The sequence below is a fragment of the Microvirga sp. VF16 genome, from assembly GCF_016864375.1.
Classification (GTDB): Bacteria; Pseudomonadota; Alphaproteobacteria; order Rhizobiales; family Beijerinckiaceae; genus Microvirga.
Map to the genome: position 1 here is coordinate 459233 of NZ_CP069355.1, position 18480 is coordinate 477712.

Here is an 18480-nt window from a genome sequence, read left to right on the forward strand (position 1 = left end):
GATGTCGAGTGCAACTAACCTGAACCGTCTGTCCAACAGCTTTTTCTCGGCAAGCCTCGCCGACAGCGATCCTGAGATCGCCCGGGCCATCGGGCTCGAACTCGGCCGCCAGCGCGACGAGATCGAGCTGATCGCCTCCGAGAACATCGTCTCCCGGGCTGTCCTGGAAGCCCAGGGCTCGGTGATGACCAACAAATACGCGGAAGGTTATCCGGGCCGCCGCTATTACGGCGGCTGCCAGTTCGTCGACATGGCCGAGGAGCTTGCCATCGAGCGCGCCAAGCGCCTGTTCGACTGCAAGTTCGCCAATGTGCAGGCCAATTCCGGCTCGCAAGCCAATCAGGCCGTGTTCATGGCCCTGATGAAGCCGGGCGATACGTTCATGGGCCTCGATCTGGCCTGCGGCGGCCACCTGACCCACGGCTCCCCGGTCAACATGTCCGGCAAGTGGTTCAATGTGGTCAGCTACAAGGTGCGCGAGAGCGACCAGATCATCGACATGGATGAGGTCGCGCAGCTCGCCCGCGAGCACAAGCCGAAGGTGATCGTGGCTGGCGGCTCGGCCTATTCCCGTTTCTGGGATTTCGCCCGCTTCCGTGAGATCGCTGACGAGGTCGGTGCCTTCTTCATGGTGGACATCGCCCATTTCGCGGGCCTCGTGGCCGGCGGCGCGCACCCATCGCCGTTCCCCCATGCCCATGTGGTCACCACCACCACCCACAAGACCCTGCGCGGCCCGCGCGGCGGCATGATCCTCACCAATGAGGAGGACATTACCAAGAAGGTCAATTCCGCGATCTTCCCCGGCCTCCAGGGTGGTCCGCTCATGCACGTGATCGCGGCGAAAGCCGTCGCGTTCGGTGAGGCGCTGCGTCCCGAGTTCAAGCTCTATGCCCGTTCGGTCGTCGACAACGCCAAGGTGCTGGCCGACACCATGCTTGAAGGCGGCTATGCCATCGTCGCCGGCGGCACCGACAACCACCTGATGCTGGTCGATCTGCGCCCGAAGAAGCTCACCGGCAAGGCGGCCGAGGCGGCCCTCGGTCGTGCGCACATCACCTGCAACAAGAACGGCGTGCCGTTCGACCCGGAAAAGCCGATGGTCACCTCCGGCATCCGTCTCGGCACGCCGGCCGCCACCTCGCGCGGCTTCGGCGTTGCCGAATTCAAGAAAGTGGGCGAGCTGATCGTCGAGACCCTGGACGGCCTCGCCAAACACGGCGAGGAGGCCAATGCGGCGGTTGAGGAATCGGTGAAGACTCGCGTCCACGAGCTGACCCGCCGCTTCCCGATCTACGGTCAAAATTGAGGGAGATGAACATCTACCCCCATGCTTATTGTAAGAACTTCTCAAGGGAGAATGATCAACAAGCCCCAGGGCCCCGTAGGACCTCCCTGCCTCAGCTCGACCCCGAGTACGATGCTAAATGTGGAGAATTCTCTTGCCCAGCCTAAAAGCCGTGTTGGCGGAGATTGTACAAGAGATGGCGGCCCAAACCGACCGGGGCACAGTCGCAAGCTATATCCCAGAGCTGGCTCGGGTTCCCGTCCAGCACTTCGGGATCGCGGTTGCGACCGCTGATGGGCAGGTCGTTTGCGCGGGTGATGCCGACACAAGCTTTTCAATCCAGAGCATCTCGAAAGTGTTCACGCTCACGGTCGTTCTGGGCCAGATCGGTGACGCTTTATGGCAGCGCGTCGGACGGGAACCGTCCGGGAATGCCTTCAACTCCATCGTGCAGCTTGAACATGAGCGTGGTATTCCGCGCAATCCCTTCATCAATGCCGGAGCCATCGCCGTCACCGACGCCTTGCTGGGTGAGAGCCTACCGCGCGAAGCCCTCGGGTCGATTCTGAGCTTCATCCGGTTTGTGGCTGGTGATGAACGGATCTCCATCGACAAGGATGTCGCCCGGTCGGAACAGGAAACCGGCTTTCTGAATGCAGCACTCGCCAACTTCATGCGGGCCTTCGGAGTGCTCAAGCATCCGGTTGAGCACGTGTTAGGGGTCTACTTTCACCACTGTGCTATTGCAATGACCTGCAGACAGTTAGCGATGGCTGGCCGGTATCTTGCCTTTTCGGGACGACTTCCCGCCTCCGATACGTCTGTCGTGAGTACGGATCGCGCACGGAGGGTCAACGCACTGATGCTGACATGCGGGCATTATGATCAATCCGGCGACTTTGCGTTCCGGGTTGGGTTGCCCGGCAAAAGCGGGGTCGGGGGCGGTATTCTGGCTGTCGCCCCCGGAACGGCCTCGATTGCCGTCTGGTCGCCCGGCCTCAACCAGCAAGGTAACTCTCTGCTGGGGACGCTCGCTCTCGAGCGTCTGGCCAAGGCGATGCAGTGGTCCGTGTTCGGCGCGTGACCGGCGGGGCAGCCTCGACAACGCGATCAGATCATGAAACGCTTCAAGTCAGCGGGTCAGGCGCTACGCTTTCTCTCTGCCCATAATCCGGTTTCAAACTTCTTCCGCCACCCTTCCAACGCCAATGCCGCAGACCGTGGTCATGCCCGTCCTCAGGCCTTTCAGAGTTGGACGGAGGTGACTGGTATTGCGAGTGCCGCCTAATCCATGCCTGAACAGGGATCAACACGTCCCTCCCCAACAACTTGACGCTGTCGGCGTTGCGGCCTTCCCCTCAAGTTCTGTGCAAGTGAGGCTTGAGCGGCATGTCGTCGTGGACCCGCTCGGCCTGCCGTTCAATCTTGTGATGGATCTTGGGCGGGCCCTCGCCCCGATGCAGGGCTTCCAGGCGTGCCACAATTTCAGCGTCGGCATGCGTCTGCCTCTGATTATGACGCACGTATTCGATCCATGTTGGGACATGGTACCGCTCGGTCCAGAGTTGAGGCTCTTCCAGGTCGCGCAGAAGCGCCCATTGTCGAGCCCCATCCCGCAGGCGGGCGCGTCGCCGCAGGGCCATCACGCTGAGGAATTCGGCAACATCGTTCTGATCAATGCGATAATCGACCATCACCATGATCGGCCCGCTGCGCGGCCGCAGGTCGAGCTGCAGCGTCGGTTCGCAAAACTTGTTGGTGGGATCGAGATTGAGGGTCTCAAAATCCGGTTGGCGCAGAACCAGGCCAATCAGCCCACCGACGACAAGAACAAGGCTCGCCATCACCAAGGCACCCGCAACACCCTGCGTGTCCGCGACCGCGCCCCAGAGCCAGCTGCCCGCCGCCATGCCGCCAAACGACGCCGTTTGATAGAGGGACAGGGCGCGTCCAACCACCCACCGGGGCGTCGACAGCTGAACCGTCACGTTAAACAGCGACCAGGCCTGCACCCACGCCATACCGGCTGGCACGAGCAGCAGGCAGCTGAGCCAAACGTGGGCGCTCCAGGCCAGACCGACGCAGCTGATGGCCAGCGCGAAGAAGGCGCCGCGAATGATCCCTTCATGGCTGAGAACGTCTCGAATCCGTCCGATGAGCAGCGCGCCTAAAATCGCCCCGAGGCCGAAAAAGCCCAGCATGATGCCGTAGGTGACCGCCGTGCCCGCAACCTGCTCCTTGGCCACGAGGGGCAGCAGCGCCAGAATGACGACGGCGGTGAGACCGAACACGAGGCTCCGGCCCATCACCTTGAGAAGGTTCGGCGACAACAGCACGTAGCGGAAGCCCGCTGCCATCGCACTCCCGAACGGTTCCCGCGGCAGCAACTGTGGCGCAGGTCCCGTCTTCCATTGCCAGAGCGCGATGAGGAGGGCGAAGCAGCAAACGACGTTGAGCAGGAACGCAAAGGTCGCACCGGCAGTTGCGACGATGAGGCCGCCAATCGCCGGTCCGATGCTGCGCATGAGATTGTAGCTCATGCTGTTGAGGGCCACCGCACTAGGCAAGTGTTGACGGGGAAGGATCTCGCCCATCGAGGCGTACCAGGATGGGTCGTGCAACGCCCACCCGCAGCCGATCAGGAAGGTCAGGCTCAACAGCATCCAGGGGGTCACGGCCCCTGCATAGGCGAGAATTGCCAGGGACGCTGAGACGCACAGCATCAGCAGCTGAGCCGCCATCATGACCCGGCGGCGATCGAAGTTGTCGGCGAGCGCTCCTGCGGCGAGCGAAAACAGCATGACCGGCAGGGTAGCCGATGATTGGACGAGGGCCACCATGTCATGGGACGTGGCCAGGCTCGTCATCAGCCACGCCGCCGCCACGCCCTCGACCAGGCTGCCCAGGTTCGACACCAGAGACGCTGACCAGAGGGAGCGGAAGGTCTTGTAGTGGAATAGGACGAGTGGCGATGTTCTGTTCGGCATGGTCGCGGACCTTGTCATGACATCGTGTTGGCGCAACACGAGCCTCTGGAATGGTTGTGGGAAGAGGGCTGGATGATCGCTCACTCCGAACGCGGAACTGGTGGCTAGGGCATTTCTGACTGTTCTGTCTTAGGTCTTTTCCCCGCCTCACGCGATGGTGCCGACTGGTTTGCGAGGCGAAGAAACCCTCGCACAGCTCCGTATGGGCGCGCCGCTTCAATCGAGAATAGGTTTGAGCCCGCATGTTCGGAAAGCCCGCGCCATTTGAGAAGGTTCGACTGGGTGTCCGCGGCCTGGAGAGCCACGACTGGCCGAGAGGCGTTGCAGGCGCGCTCTCCGCGGGACAATCCCATCGTTAAGTGTGACATCGGGCATATGCGGAAGCGGGATGAAGCCACGGGTGGAGGCATGCGAGAGATTTCGGGAGGTCAATGATTTCTGCACGAATACTGCCGCATCAGCCGACGAGCGTCTAGCTTGTGGCTCTGCTGCATCGCCGAATTTATATGTGAAGTGCTCCCTTGACAGAGACCGCCCTGCCGCTCTCCGCACAATCTGCAGCCCTATCTCGCCTCCGTGCACAGTTCGCATGGAACTCCTGGCACCAGAACTGGGCGTGCTTTGATGCGGAGCCTTCAGGCGGCATGTCGATTGCTCTATCACAGATCTTCATGACCGCGCTTCAAGGGGACCTGCAGTGGCACGACGCCTGGCGTCAATGCGCGCGCAAGCGTCTCGCCGCATCGGCGCACGATCGCCAGCTGTTGGCACTGAGCGGCACAGTGCACGTCGGCCAAGACTGAAGTCGGAATGCTTGCAGGCCAACGTTTCGCTCCGACGCATCATCGCTCACGCACAGAACAAAAAAGCCGGGCCTAAGGCCCGGCTTGAAGTTGAGGTCCGACAATCGGGTCAAAACCTTCCAGAGGGAACGGCCGAGACGGCAGCGCGTGAGGAAAGAGGCGGTGCCGTGGAAACTCAGCCGCTGCCGATATGGGCTGCATCGCGCCGCATTGCTATGCAGCATGCCTCATGAAAGGGCTGCGTCTTGCGCATGCTGCGGATGGTGCAGCCAACGCGGAGAAGAATCTTCTTCATGGGCTTTTATCCACCAAACTACAGCGGCTGTGGATGTATTAGACGTTCTCATCTGTCACACAGAATGACGGCACGGGAGGTGTGTCCGCCCTCCGTGCTCGGCCAGACCGGCGCCACCAGAGCCATATCGGCTATGCGCATGCCGCAGCACAAAGCGGACCCACAAGCAAAAGACCAACTCACCAGAGCGGACGTTTCATACGGTCATTGAAGCTAAGCTTTAGCTCCGCTCCACGACGGGCAGACGTGTGCCATGGAAGGCTGGCATGCAGCTGTCCCAATCTATGGCAGCTGGCAGCAGAGATAGATGGCAGTGAACGCGGATGAGGCGGCAGAGGCGATAAGAAGATCAATGACCGCGTGCGGTCGATGGATCAGAATTCGGTTGAGCGTAAGCTTCCTCTACGCTAACAGAAGACCCGTCGGGGACAGCCGAGTGTCAAGACATGAATGTCTGTCAGTCTAAGGCATTTGGACAGTCAGATAGATCGCACCGGCTATACCACTCACCACCATTACAAAATAAAGCAACCGAGACCCTCTGGACGGCCTGCGTCGGACCCATCGATGCTCATCGACATGCAGAAGATCATCGTCATCCTCTGGGCGCATCATGGGTCTCTCAGCTCTGTGCGGGTGCGCGTTGCTGTGAGCGCTGGCGCGCGATCCCGTAACACCCGCATGCGATCTGTTCGAGGCCGGAGCGGTCGGTCACCGTAATGGCCCCGCGGCGTTGATGGATTAGACCGGCGGACTGAAGCCCGCTCGTGACCAGACTGACCGTCGACCGCTGGACCCCTAACATCCGGGACAGATGCTCGTGCGTGAAGGGCAAGCTCGCCTGATCGGCGCGATCCCGCATGGTCAGAATCCAGCGGCAGCAGCGCGCTTCGACGGAGTGTGCGATGTTGCAGGCCATCGTCTGAAGAGCCTCTGCCAGCAGGGCCTCTTCGTAGCGCAGGAAGAGATCCCGCAGAGTCGGTCGCTCCTCGAACGCACGATGCAGGACCCCAGTGTCAATGCGGGAGGCACTGCCGGTAATGTGAACAACATAGCGCCCCAGAGATTGGCGTGTCACAAGCGTGCTAGGCGAGCCAACCGTCGCCTCACACCCAAGCACCGCCATTTCGATGGTTCTGCCGTCGGGGAGAGCCGTCATGAGTGAGACAATGGCCTCATGCGGGAAGTACACGAACGGCGTGCTCTCGTTGGTCTCGTAGAGTACGGTGTCCTTCTTCAACTCGACCCACTGAAGGTGTGGCTCAAGATGCCCGAAGTCGTCCGGCTGCAGGGCTGACAGCAATCGGTTCGCGCGATGGGAAGGCTGGCGCGAGGATGATGACATGGCAACGCTCCTGAGCCCCCTTGCTTTTATGCCTGGCTCGCGGCCTTGCCGCCGAGCGCCGCCTGCGCGGCAGCCAGGCGGGCGATCGGCACCCGGTACGGCGAGCAGGACGCGTAGTCGAGCCCGACCGACTGGCAGAAATGGATCGAGGCCGGATCGCCGCCATGCTCGCCGCAGATCCCGAGCTTGATGTTGGCCCTCGTCTTCCTACCGCGCTCGACCGCAAGCTTCACCAGTTCGCCCACGCCCTCCTGATCGATGGTCACGAACGGGTCTGCCGGCAGCAGCCCTTTTTGCGTATACGGGCCGAGGAAGGAGGCGGCGTCGTCGCGCGAAATGCCGAGCGTCGTCTGCGTCAGGTCGTTGGTGCCGAAGGAGAAGAACTCCGCCGATTCCGCGATCTCGCCGGCGCGCAATGCGGCGCGCGGCAGCTCGATCATCGTACCGACCTGATATTCGACCGTCACGCCGCTTTCCTTGGCGACCGCCTCGGCCATGGCGACGATGCGCTCCTTCACGAGGTCGAGCTCCGGCTTCGTCATGACGAGCGGCACCATCACCTCCGGCACGACGGGCTGGCCCGTCGTCTTGCCGGCCTCCACCGCCGCCTCGAAGATGGCGCGCGCCTGCATGTCGGCGATCTCAGGGTAAGCCACCGCCAGACGGCAGCCGCGGAAGCCGAGCATGGGGTTGAACTCGTGCAGCTCGCGGGCGCGGTGCTTGAGCTTGTCGACGGAGGCGTTCATGGCCTTCGCCACCTCCCCCATCTCCTCTTCCGAATGCGGCAGGAACTCGTGCAGCGGCGGATCGAGCAGGCGGATCGTGACCGGCAGACCGCTCATGATCGAAAACAGCTCGACGAAATCCTTGCGCTGCATCGGCAGCAGCTTGGCGAGTGCTGCGCGGCGGCCCGCCTCGTCGTCGGAGAGGATCATCTCGCGCACAGCAACGATGCGGTCGCCCTCGAAGAACATGTGCTCCGTGCGGCAGAGTCCGATGCCCTCCGCGCCGAAGTTGCGCGCGGTCTTGGCATCGAGCGGCGTTTCCGCGTTGGCGCGCACCTTCATGTGGCGCACCTTGTCGGCCCAGCCCATGAGGGTGGCGAACTCGCCCGACAGCTCCGGCTGCAGCATCTCCACTTGGCCCAGCAGCACCTGGCCGTTGGAACCGTCAATGGTCAGCACATCACCCTTCTTCAGTGTCTGCCCCGCCACCGTCAGCGTCTGCTTGGCATAATCGACGCGGATCGATCCGGCGCCCGAGACGCAGGGTTTGCCCATGCCGCGGGCCACCACGGCGGCGTGCGAGGTCATGCCACCGCGGGTGGTCAGAATGCCTTCCGCCGCGTGCATGCCGTGGATGTCCTCAGGCGAAGTCTCGACGCGCACCAGAATGACCTTGTGACCGGCCTTCCTGGCCGCTTCCGCATCGTCCGAGTTGAACACGATCTCGCCGGAAGCAGCACCCGGCGAGGCCGGCAGGCCGCTGGCGAGGATCTTGCGCTCGGCCTTGGGATCGATGGTGGGATGCAGCAATTGGTCGAGGGCCGCCGGCTCGACGCGGGTGATCGCCTCTTCCTGCGTGATCAGGCCTTCGCTTGCGAGCTCCACGGCGATGCGCAAGGCGGCTTTCGCCGTGCGCTTGCCGTTGCGGGTCTGGAGCATCCAGAGCTTGCCCGTTTCGACCGTGAATTCCATGTCCTGCATGTCACGGTAATGTTTCTCGAGGATGCCGTAGATGCGTACCAGCTCGTTGTAAGCCTCGGGCATCGCGCCTTCCATCGAAGGCTTGTCGGAACCGGATGCAATGCGGGCCTTCTCGGTGATGTCCTGCGGCGTGCGGATGCCCGCCACCACGTCCTCGCCCTGAGCATTGATCAGGAACTCGCCGTAGAGCTCCTTCTCGCCTGTCGAGGGATTGCGGGTGAACGCCACGCCGGTGGCGGAGGTCTCGCCCATGTTGCCGAACACCATGGCCTGCACGTTCACCGCCGTGCCCCAGCTCGCCGGGATGGCGTGCAGCTCGCGGTACTTGATGGCGCGGTTGTTCATCCAGGAGCCGAACACGGCGCCGATGGCGCCCCAGAGCTGCTCCTGTGGCTCCTGCGGAAACGGCTTTCCGAGTTCCTTCTCGACCAGCGCCTTGTAGCGCGGGAGAATGGCCTTCCAGTCCGCGGCACTCATGTCGGTGTCGAGCGAGTAGCCCTTGCGGTCCTTGTACTCGTCGAGGATCTCCTCGAAGTGATGGTGCTCGATGTCGAGCACCACGTTGGAATACATGGTGATGAAGCGGCGATACGAATCATAGGCGAAGCGCTCGTCGCCGGCGCCCTTGGCGAGCGCCTCGACGGTGACGTCGTTGAGGCCGAGATTGAGCACGGTGTCCATCATGCCGGGCATGGAGGCGCGGGCGCCGGAGCGGACGGAAACGAGGAGCGGATTGGCGGCATCGCCGAAGGTGCGGCCGGTCAGCTTGCCGACGAAATCGAGGGCCTTGGCGACCTGGGTCTTCAGCTCCTCGGGATAGGAGCGGCCGTGGTCGTAGTAATAGGTGCAGACTTCCGTTGTGATGGTGAAGCCCGGAGGCACCGGCAGGCCCAGGTTGGACATCTCGGCCAGATTGGCCCCCTTGCCACCGAGCAGGTTCTTCATCCCCGCCTGGCCCTCGGCCTTACCGTCCCCGAAGGTGTAGACCCACTTCCATTCGGCCATTACTTTGTTCCTGTCATCTGTTCGCGGTCCGCAGCGTGCTGCTGCCTTCGGGGCGTCCCATTGACGATTTCGTTCGGCTCTTTGATGTCGCAGGCCTCGGAGCCACCTGATCCGACCCTCAATGCAGCCTTCTCTAAAGCCTCCCAAACGAGGTCGACGGCGACAGTCAACTCAGTTTCGTCAAACTCAAAGCAGCCACAGCTGTCGAGGGTCCACAGCTGTCGAGGGTCGTGCCGGTGGTATGGCAGTAGACCTCCAGCCAAAACGGGGCATGGTCGGCAGACGATCTGTTAGCTGAAGCATCTCGATCAGGCGCACTTCGATGGCATCGAGCCGCGCCAATGTCGCGGTGCGCATGCCGTTGGCCTGATCCGGCATCACGGCCAGCTGTACATACGCACGAAGGATCTCCTACTCGAGGTGGGCAGGCCCAGTGGCATCGCATGGAAGCGATCCAGAGGGCGGCAACCTGAGCTGCGGCATTGTGGTTTCCAGGATGGAGGAAGTCCGGCTGTCCGGGCGCGCTGGGGGGCGCTGTCGGTGGGTAGGGAACGATTGCATGGAATATTCTCGTTCGTCTCACATGTTGGGGTCATTCGGACCGCCGCCCTCGGACGAAACCCGATTGATGTTGTGGTTTGGATGCTTGGTTTAGACCAAGTCCATTCTGGCCCTGTTGCCACTCAACGGATCGAGGATCCTCGCTGGCCCCTCGTCGTGGACTGAGTTCGGGTTGAGATATCTCTCGGGCAACAATCATCGGAACCGAGGCTTTCAGCAAATGCTGGCGGCGCTCGTTCCGGACTGTGACCCGCACATGCAGAACCCCGAGTTTGATCAACTGGTGACGAGCAATCTCTACCGCACTCCGGGTGGCTTCGTGATCAGCGGCCTCCAAGGTCACCAGCTCAAGGCCCGTGTGATCCGGCAAGCAATTCGTTCCTAATTGGACATCGAAATAGAACAGAGGCATGCGTGATCTCCTTCAAGAAGCGGCGCGATGCTGCGCCAGGACGAGGTCTGCTCTGCTGTTAGAAGCGATATCGAGGAGCACGTTGTCGATCAGGCGGGTCGTTCCGACATAGGCGGCGACACACAGCGCAGTAGGACGGTCGACCAAACCTGGGACGGGTTCGAGCGCCCGTGCATCCACCAGCTGCAGATACTGCAGCTGGTCGACCTCACTCATGTGAGCCCGAGCCATCGCGATCAGCCTCTCGCTGTCCCGCTCCCCCTCCCCGTATGCCGCCTGGGCGGCCAACAAACCCTGGCTGAGGCAGCGGGCGCGCTGCCGATCGACGGGGCTCAGGTAGCTGTTGCGGCTGCTCAGGGCCAGCCCATCCGGCTTGCGCACGGTCGGCACCGTCACGATCTCGATCGGCAGATTCAGATCCCGTACCATCTGCCGGATCACGGCACATTGCTTAAAATCCTTCTGGCCGAAGAAGGCCAGATCTGGCTGCACGATGTTGAACAGCTTGGTGACCACGGTCGCTACGCCACGGAAGTGTCCAGGCCGCTCCGCGCCACACAGTGGCTCGGCCACAGGCCCGGGCTCGACGGTGGTCTGGAAGCCTGGTGGGTAGATCTCGCTCGCATCCGGCACGAAGATCAGGCTCACCCCGGCCGTGCGGCAGAGCTCATGATCTTGCTCCAGCGCGCGCGGGTAGCAGTCGAGAACCTCGTTGGGCCCGAACTGGGTCGAATTGACGAAGATGCTGGCCACGGTGATGTCACAGCGGGCGACGCTCCCATTGATGAGCGCGCGATGGCCCCCGTGCAGGAAGCCCATGGTGGGCACTAAGCCAACCCGCAGCCCTGCGGCGCGGTAGCCACGCAGGCACTGGGTGAGCGACTTGATCGTGTGGTTTGCATCATCTGGCCTCCGACTGGTCGCGGGATGGCTACTGCATCCAGGCACATATTGCCTCCTGGACGTCCACCGGCAGCAAATAGGACCCCGTCTGCGCTGGAAAGGCACCTATGCTCTTCAGGCGCTTCAGAGTATCGACGAGAGTAGTTGAAAGACGATACCGTTTACGCGTCAAACCGCTTGAAGATAATAAGGTGAGAAAGCGAACAAGATAATTCCTTTGATAGCCGCACAAAAAGGTCGCCCTCTTCTGGTGAGTAGGGCGGTACCGCAGTCTGACAATCTCTGCGTCGCCATCACCAAAGGAGTTCACCCTGAGCCTTGTATCGGTCACCGGGGCTCGGCGCTTAGCCACCTGCGTGCCAACTCGACCCAGTAGGTTGATCCAACACCAAGGATGGCATCGTTGAAGTCGTAGCTTGCGTTGTGAACGACGCAAGGACCTGCTCCATGACCCGCATCACGATGTTCTCCGTATCCGTTACCGATGTACGCGTAGGCGCCAGGCCGGGCTTGGAGCATAAACGCAAAATCCTCGACACCTAAGTCTGGATCCACGTTGGGGTTTACATTCTCGGCCCCAACTATAGATCTCATAACTTCTGCTGCGAAGTGCGCTTCATCTTCAGAATTAACTGTGGGGGGAACGCTTCTATCAAACTCGAGTCTCGCTTCGCATTCTTGAGACTTAGCTACGGCTTCTACGATCTTGCGCATGCGTGACTCAATCAGATCGAGAGTCCTGAGGTCTAGTACACGTACGGTGCCGCCCAACACTGCATCGCGGGGTATCACGTTTCTAGCTTGACCCCAGCCGTTGACCTGTGTGACCGAGATAACTGCGGGCTCCAGCGGTGCCTTGTTGCGGGAAATAATGCCTTGGAGCGCATTGTAAATCTGCACAGCAGTGAAAATCGGATCTTTGCCTTCGTGAGGGTAAGCGGCATGAGCATCGACACCTTCCACAGTAATGCGAAATTCACCACAACCCCCAAGAATGGGCCCTGTCTTGATCCCAAAACTGCCCACCGGCATGCCCGGAAAGTTATGCAGCCCGAACACCGCATCGACCGGGAACTTTTCAAAAATTCCCTCGTCAACCATCACTTTCGCACCGTTGCCCGCCTCTTCCGCCGGTGAGAAAATAAAGACGATAGTGCCATCAAAATCTCGCGTGCGCGCCAGAAAACGGGCGGCGCCCAGAAGCATCGCCATATGGCCGTCGTGTCCGCAGGCATGCATTTTACCAGGATAATGCGACCGATGAGCGAACTCGTTGACTTCATGAATCGGCAACGCGTCCATGTCTGCACGCAATCCGATTGAGCGTTTACTCGTTCCCTCCCGCAGCACTCCAACAACGCCGGTGCCACCAAGTCCACGATGAACTTCGATCCCGTAATCAGTCAGAGTCTTCGCTACAAGGTCCGCAGTCTGCGATTCCTCGAAACAAAGCTCCGGATGGGCATGCATCCAACGTCGTAGCGACTGGATCTCATCCTGTGCCGCTGCAATCTCTGGTATAACTTTCATTGGATTACCTTCATTCTGAGCAAGGGTTCCATTCAAGCAGCGTCTGTTCACACGCATCTTGCTTTGTGACGCAGGAAGGATCGTCAAAGCAGTTGCCCGTATGAGCGGACCTATGGAATCCTAGGAGTGACACCTGCGCTGCCAGTTGACATTGTGTCGATGTGCGATCTGTCTTCAGTGCCTCAGGATTTGGCTCAAAAAGAGCTTTGTCCTGTCATGCCGTGGATTGGAGAAGAACTCATTGGGCGGACCTTCTTCCACGATCCGCCCCGCATCCATGAAGATCACACGATCGGCTACCGCTCGTGCGAAGCCCATCTCATGCGTCACGCAAACCATTGTCATCCCTTCGCGTGCGAGGGCTGTAATGGTCTCTAGCACCTCCGATACCATCTCCGGATCCAAGGCTGACGTCGGCTCATCGAAAAGCATGACCGTCGGCTGCATACAGAGAGACCGGGCGATAGCAACGCGCTGTTGTTGCCCCCCTGAGAGTTGAGCAGGATATTTGTCGGCTTGTTCAGGAATGCGAACTTTCTCGAGAAAGTGCATTGCTCGACGCTTGGCTTCTTCCTTGGGGACGCCTTTGATCCACATTGGACCGGCCATGCAGTTCATAAGAACCGTCATGTGCGGAAAAAGATTGAAATGCTGGAACACCATACCGACGTTCCGACGCACTTCAGCAATATCGCGCATTTTGTTGTGGAGGGGGATACCATTGACGATGATCTCACCCTTTTGGTGCGCCTCAAGTCGATTGAAGCAGCGTATCAGCGTTGACTTGCCGGAGCCGGAGGGACCACAAACAACGATCCGCTCTCCCTTCCTTACGGTCAGATTGACGTCGTGCAGCACTTGAAATGTACCAAACCATTTCGAGACGTGCCTGACCTCGATAGTGTTTTCGCCATTCATCTGATCTTGCTCCTGGCGTAGTGGCGTTCGATGCGAAGCTGGACGAACTCCATGCAGATCGAAAGAACCCAGTAAATGAGGGCGACGGCTATCAACATTTCCATGTGCTTGAAGGTCGCTTGACCGAGCGAGCGCGCCAGGAACATCAATTCCCAGACACCGACGATCGATACCAGAGAACTATCCTTCAGCATCGAAATAAAATGGTTTCCGGTTGGAGGAATAATAACAGGAAGCGCTTGCGGGAGGATGATCTTGCGCATGGTCAGACCAAATCCGAAGCCCATGGATCGGGACGCTTCCCATTGTCCTCGGTCGATGCTCTGAATGCCGGCGCGAAAGATCTCCGTCATGTAAGCACCGTAGCAGAGCGAAAGTGCAAGCACCCCAGAAGGCACGGCATCAAGGACGATCCCTAATTGCGGGAGCCCGAGATAAATGAGGTACAGCTGCATAAGCAGAGGCAGACCGCGAAAGAACGACGTGTAGAAACTAGAGATTGCAAATGCGAAGCCATTGCCGGAAAGTTTTGCAACGGCGCCAACAACGGCAAGGATAGTCGCAAAGAAAATTGACACTGCCGCCACGTATACGGTGGTAAATAATCCTTGAGATAACAAGATGGGTAAATTCTGCCAGATGAAGGGTAAGCTCAAATTGAAAGCATTGAAGAACCCTAAGAACAACAGCAGAAGTTCAAGCCATACAATGATCACCTGCGCCTTGAACGGCGCAAAGCCGATCAGGACAACATTCATGCAGAAGAGCACAGCGATCACCACACCCGTGGCGAAGCGCCCATAGAGGCCACTTGCCAAAGGATCGCCGATCACAGGACGCATCAGTTCACCCATCACGGTGCCTGTTAAGTTAGCTGTGATGGAAAGGGCTAAGACGAGCGCGAAAACGATTCCCACAAACCACGGCTTGTGAACCAGAACCTCCGACTCGACAGTATCGTTGTACAACATCAGGCAACATCCAAGAAACGGCGGACCGGCAAGCCGGCCCGCGATGGGTAAATACCGTCACTTTGCAGTCGTCACGTCTCGTCCAAACCACTTCATCGATAGCTCAGACAACTTCCCGCTTTCTTTCAGACCCTTAACCGCATCGGCGATCTTGTTGTCCAGTTCAGCGTCTCCAGGCAAAGTAGCAATGACAGCTGGCCCATAGACTAGAGCATCTCCCAACTGCCTGATGGGATATCCAGCCTTAATCGCGTCGAGAATGACGGTGTCGTCCCCGACGAATGCGTCCAACCTCTTCCCGTCGCCGATACGAAGATCGTCCAAAGCATTGTTAGACTGATCGTACGTTTTGATCTCACCAGGCTTAAACTTATATTCGAATGACGGAACACCAATAAATTCATCTTTCTTGATGTCTTGGTTAAGGTAATGATACCCCATCCCGCTCGCCAACACACCAACACGCTTACCGTTAAGGTCCTCGATCTTAGTATTCTTGCTGTCCTTGTGGACCGCAGCGATGTACCCGCCGTACTGGTAGATCGCCGGAAAACTGAAGATTTTTGCTCGTTCCTTCGTCGGCGCCATCGCAGCGACAACGACGTCCCAGCGCCCCTGCCACTTTCCTGAGGTGATGATGTCCCAAGCGGGAGTCTGATACTTCACCCCCACGCCGATGTGCTCGGCGATCAGCTTTCCCACATCGACGTCGAAGCCTACGAGCTCGCCCTTGTCGTTCAGAAACGAACTTGGCGGATAGTTTGGCGAGACTGCCACGGTGAGGGTTTTTGAGGCGAGTGCTCGGTTAAGCACTTCGCCGGCGTTTGCAGATGAAGCTAGCGACATCGCTGCGACGGACGCCGCAATTGCCAATTTTCCCAACACTGTTCTCATAGCTGAGTTCCCTTCTTTGATGATTGTTTTGGCGCCGACCGATTTCCGCTTCACGCGATGGCCCCCGGTCGCGGTGGCCGCGCAGCAGCGAACGTATCCGCGCTAACTCCAGTGTTATCAAATGTTCATAGACCTGTGTCAACCTAATTCTGTGGAAAGTTTTTACCGTGTCTATGATCCCTGTCGTGGGGCTAAGATACATCGTCCGGTTTTGGCTAGTCTGTCCCACCCTCCGCAGCCGAGTGCAAATGCCCGTTCATGCAACGAGTGAGAGCAAAGGTCACTAGAGGCCGCGCTACACAGACCGTGAACTTTCAAAAATCGACCTATTGACTACTATCTGTAAATTACATTACAGAGATGCCCTGGTGTTGACGGACAGGGCTTTGCCGAGCCGTGCCATGCGCAGGAGAAACTGACCCCGTGGCGAATTCTCAGACCCTGATTGCGGACCGCATTTCTGCGGCTATGAGCTCGATGACCAGCTCAGAGAAGCGTGCTGCCCGAGTGCTTTTGGCAAGATACCCTGCCGCCGGCCTCGAAAGCGTGACCGCATTTGCAGAAGAGGCTGAAATCAGCGCCCCCACTGTGTTACGCTTCATCACCAAGCTTGGATTCACCGGCTATCCAGACTTTCGCCGCGCGTTGCGGGACGAAATCGACGAGAGCCGGAAGTTCCCGCTGACAAGGCCGCGCCCCGAGACGCTGGACGCCGGGAGCGACTTCGGTAACGAACTTTTAGGTGTTGTGCGATCGACCCTAGCGGAGCTCGATGCCGAGGTGGTTGAACAGGTAATCGAGCTATTTGCTGATGAACGGCGCAGTATCAACGTCTTGGGAGGCGACCTAACCACGACTGTCGCCGGTCACCTCCTATATCATCTGCGCAAGATGAGGCGCTCAGTGTTCGAGCTGCCGGCCGCCGTTCAAGAACGCGCTGACCGTCTCATCGATCTTGGCAAAAAGGACATCGTCGTCTTGTTTGACGTCCGTCGTTATCAAGCTGACGTCGTCACGACCGCTCGTATAGCGGCTCAAAGAGGATGCACCATCATCGTCTTTACAGATCAGTGGATGTCTGAAGCCTCCGAAGTGGCTACGCATGTCTTTCGCGCGAAGGTGGAGACATCCTCGCCCTGGGACAGCCTCCTGGGCCTGACTGCCATTGTTGAAATGATCGCGCTCGCTCTGGATCGACGCCTTTGGTCAGTCGTTCGACCCCGGCTCGAAACGGTAGAGCGGTACAAACTCAATCTCTTAAGCCAAGAAAAAGAACCCCCTTCGGCTGAGAAAGATCGGTGACGCAATGCGCTTGATGCGCGCTTCATTCTCCATTTGGCCACTACAGGACGTCAGCGGCGATACCAAAGGAACAGGAGCGAACGCAGTGCGCAAGCCTGTTCGCCAGCGATAATACAACGCCAGACTGGAGCAACGCGCCCCGGGGAAAGATCCTGGCTAAGTTGCGTTCCCGATCCGACCCTTTGACCAAAAAATTTGCGGAAATGAGAACAAGACGATGACGAACCTTAAGGATCAGCTTCTCCTCAGTCTTTCGGAGCGCGAGAGCGAAATGCTGGATTTCTTGCGCCGCCTGATTCAGGCGCCGACGCCGAATCCGCCCGGGAACACCACAGCTGCCATGAATCTGGTTTCGCAGTTTCTGTCGGAGCGCGGGATCCCGTATGAAATTGTGGAGCCCAATAAGGGGATGCCTAACCTTATCGCCGAGTTTAGTGGTGGCGAAGGCGAGGGCCCGCGACTCGTCTTGAACGGACATCTTGACGTCTTCCCAGTCGGCGACCTTACTCAGTGGTCACACGATCCGTGGGCCGCAATTCAGGCTGACGATTGCATCTTTGGCAGGGGCGCTTGCGACATGAAGTCTGGCACGACCGCGCTTCTGTTCGCCTTCGCAGAACTTCACGCGGTGCGAGAGCATCTCAGAGGTTCGCTAGTTCTCACCGTGGTTTCGGATGAAGAAACGTTTGGTCCGTGGGGAGCTCGCTATCTCGTCGAACATAGGAAAGAAGTTCTTGGAGACTGTTTGCTGAGCGGCGAACCCACCAGCCCCTACGCGTTACGGTTCGGTGAGAAGGGCCGCCTGTGGATCAAGATCCGCGTCCGCACCCCCGGCGCTCACGGGGCCTACGTTCATATGAGCCGAAATCCAATCGCGATCGCCGCCGATCTGATCGCGAGGCTTCAGTCGCTTGAAGAGATACGCAGCCCAGCGGATACTCCCCTCACGGCTACGCTCCAGAGGAATGCCGCGACCATTGACAAGGCTTACGGGCCAGGCGCGTCAGCTATTATTTCATCGACCACCTTGAATGTGGGGGCCATCAAAGGCGGCGTGAAGATCAATATGGTGCCCTCAGACTGTGAGTTCGAGGTTGATATACGCACGCCGCCGGACGTGCCTCACGCGGAGGTGATGGAGCGTCTAAGAACCATCGTATCCGCCTTCCCTGAAGCCGAGGTCGAGGTCTTGGACCAAGATGCCGCGAGCACCTCTCCCCCGGATCACCCGATGGTCCGGGCATTGATTCAGAATGCGATGCATGTGTCTGACGTCGAACCAAAGCCGATCATTGCGCTTGGTGGATGTGACGCGCGTCTCTGGCGCTACGCGGGAATACCAGCGTTCGTCTACGGGCCATCGCCGACGGGGATGGGCACCGCGGATGAGTTGGTGCGTGTTGACGAGTTTTTGCACGTTGCAAAGACGCACACCTTGGCAGCCTTTGACTATCTATCGAAGTGATATGGCAGAGCTAGATTGCGGTCGCTCAGGAACTCTTCGCAGGCGCCGCTGCAGAAAGTTTCAGCTGGCGGCGGATGGATGAATACTGGACAATT

Annotated in this window: 14 protein-coding genes; 5 read left to right on the forward strand and 9 right to left on the reverse strand. The window is 59.3% G+C overall.

The annotated features are described in order from the left end of the window. The first annotated feature begins 1 nt into the window (after position 1). Positions 2 to 1309, forward strand: coding sequence for a serine hydroxymethyltransferase (gene glyA, locus JO965_RS27625; protein ID WP_203445276.1), 1308 nt, complete (start codon positions 2 to 4; stop codon positions 1307 to 1309). 133 nt (positions 1310 to 1442) lie between these two features. Further along, positions 1443 to 2372 carry a glutaminase gene (locus JO965_RS27630; protein ID WP_203445277.1) on the forward strand — a complete coding sequence of 310 codons (930 nt, stop codon included), beginning with the start codon at positions 1443 to 1445 and terminating at the stop codon, positions 2370 to 2372. A gap of 274 nt (positions 2373 to 2646) precedes the next feature. Here the strand turns inward: JO965_RS27630 and JO965_RS27635 are convergent, their stop codons facing one another. Then, positions 2647 to 4275 carry an MFS transporter gene (locus JO965_RS27635; protein WP_203445509.1) on the reverse strand — a complete coding sequence of 543 codons (1629 nt, stop codon included), beginning with the start codon at positions 4273 to 4275 and terminating at the stop codon, positions 2647 to 2649. Between the two features lie 644 nt (positions 4276 to 4919). Here JO965_RS27635 and JO965_RS27640 point away from each other — a divergent pair. Further along, entirely contained in the window at positions 4920 to 5078 is a 159-nt protein-coding gene (locus tag JO965_RS27640) for a hypothetical protein (RefSeq protein WP_203445278.1), read from the forward strand. Between the two features lie 917 nt (positions 5079 to 5995). Here JO965_RS27640 and JO965_RS27645 read toward each other — a convergent pair. The 8 genes from JO965_RS27645 to JO965_RS27680 form a co-directional block, all read right to left on the reverse strand. Continuing rightward, positions 5996 to 6718, reverse strand: a complete 723-nt coding sequence (locus JO965_RS27645; RefSeq protein ID WP_203445279.1) for a Crp/Fnr family transcriptional regulator — start codon at positions 6716 to 6718, stop codon at positions 5996 to 5998. Positions 6719 to 6744: 26 nt separating this feature from the next. After that, complete coding sequence (gene ppdK / locus JO965_RS27650) at positions 6745 to 9429, reverse strand: pyruvate, phosphate dikinase (protein ID WP_203445280.1); 2685 nt, start codon at positions 9427 to 9429, stop codon at positions 6745 to 6747. 592 nt (positions 9430 to 10021) lie between these two features. Then, positions 10022 to 10402, reverse strand: a complete 381-nt coding sequence (locus JO965_RS27655; RefSeq protein ID WP_203445281.1) for a hypothetical protein — start codon at positions 10400 to 10402, stop codon at positions 10022 to 10024. 12 nt (positions 10403 to 10414) lie between these two features. Beyond that, positions 10415 to 11350, reverse strand: coding sequence for a pantoate--beta-alanine ligase (panC, locus tag JO965_RS27660; protein WP_371826938.1), 936 nt, complete (start codon positions 11348 to 11350; stop codon positions 10415 to 10417). Positions 11351 to 11632: 282 nt separating this feature from the next. Beyond that, positions 11633 to 12835 carry a M20 aminoacylase family protein gene (locus JO965_RS27665; protein WP_203445511.1) on the reverse strand — a complete coding sequence of 401 codons (1203 nt, stop codon included), beginning with the start codon at positions 12833 to 12835 and terminating at the stop codon, positions 11633 to 11635. 174 nt (positions 12836 to 13009) lie between these two features. Then, the gene (locus JO965_RS27670; protein ID WP_203445282.1) at positions 13010 to 13753 is read right to left on the reverse strand and encodes an amino acid ABC transporter ATP-binding protein; all 744 of its coding nucleotides are present in this window, start codon (positions 13751 to 13753) and stop codon (positions 13010 to 13012) included. Then, positions 13750 to 14724, reverse strand: coding sequence for an amino acid ABC transporter permease (locus tag JO965_RS27675; RefSeq protein ID WP_203445283.1), 975 nt, complete (start codon positions 14722 to 14724; stop codon positions 13750 to 13752). Before JO965_RS27675 ends, JO965_RS27670 begins: the two co-directional genes overlap by 4 nt. Positions 14725 to 14781: 57 nt before the next feature. Next, complete coding sequence (locus tag JO965_RS27680) at positions 14782 to 15672, reverse strand: transporter substrate-binding domain-containing protein (protein ID WP_371826939.1); 891 nt, start codon at positions 15670 to 15672, stop codon at positions 14782 to 14784. A 369-nt stretch (positions 15673 to 16041) separates the two neighbouring features. Here JO965_RS27680 and JO965_RS27685 point away from each other — a divergent pair, with 369 nt between their 5' ends. Next, complete coding sequence (locus JO965_RS27685; RefSeq protein WP_203445284.1) at positions 16042 to 16920, forward strand: MurR/RpiR family transcriptional regulator; 879 nt, start codon at positions 16042 to 16044, stop codon at positions 16918 to 16920. 217 nt (positions 16921 to 17137) lie between these two features. Continuing rightward, the gene (locus tag JO965_RS27690; protein WP_203445285.1) at positions 17138 to 18385 is read left to right on the forward strand and encodes an ArgE/DapE family deacylase; all 1248 of its coding nucleotides are present in this window, start codon (positions 17138 to 17140) and stop codon (positions 18383 to 18385) included. Positions 18386 to 18480: the final 95 nt, after the last annotated feature.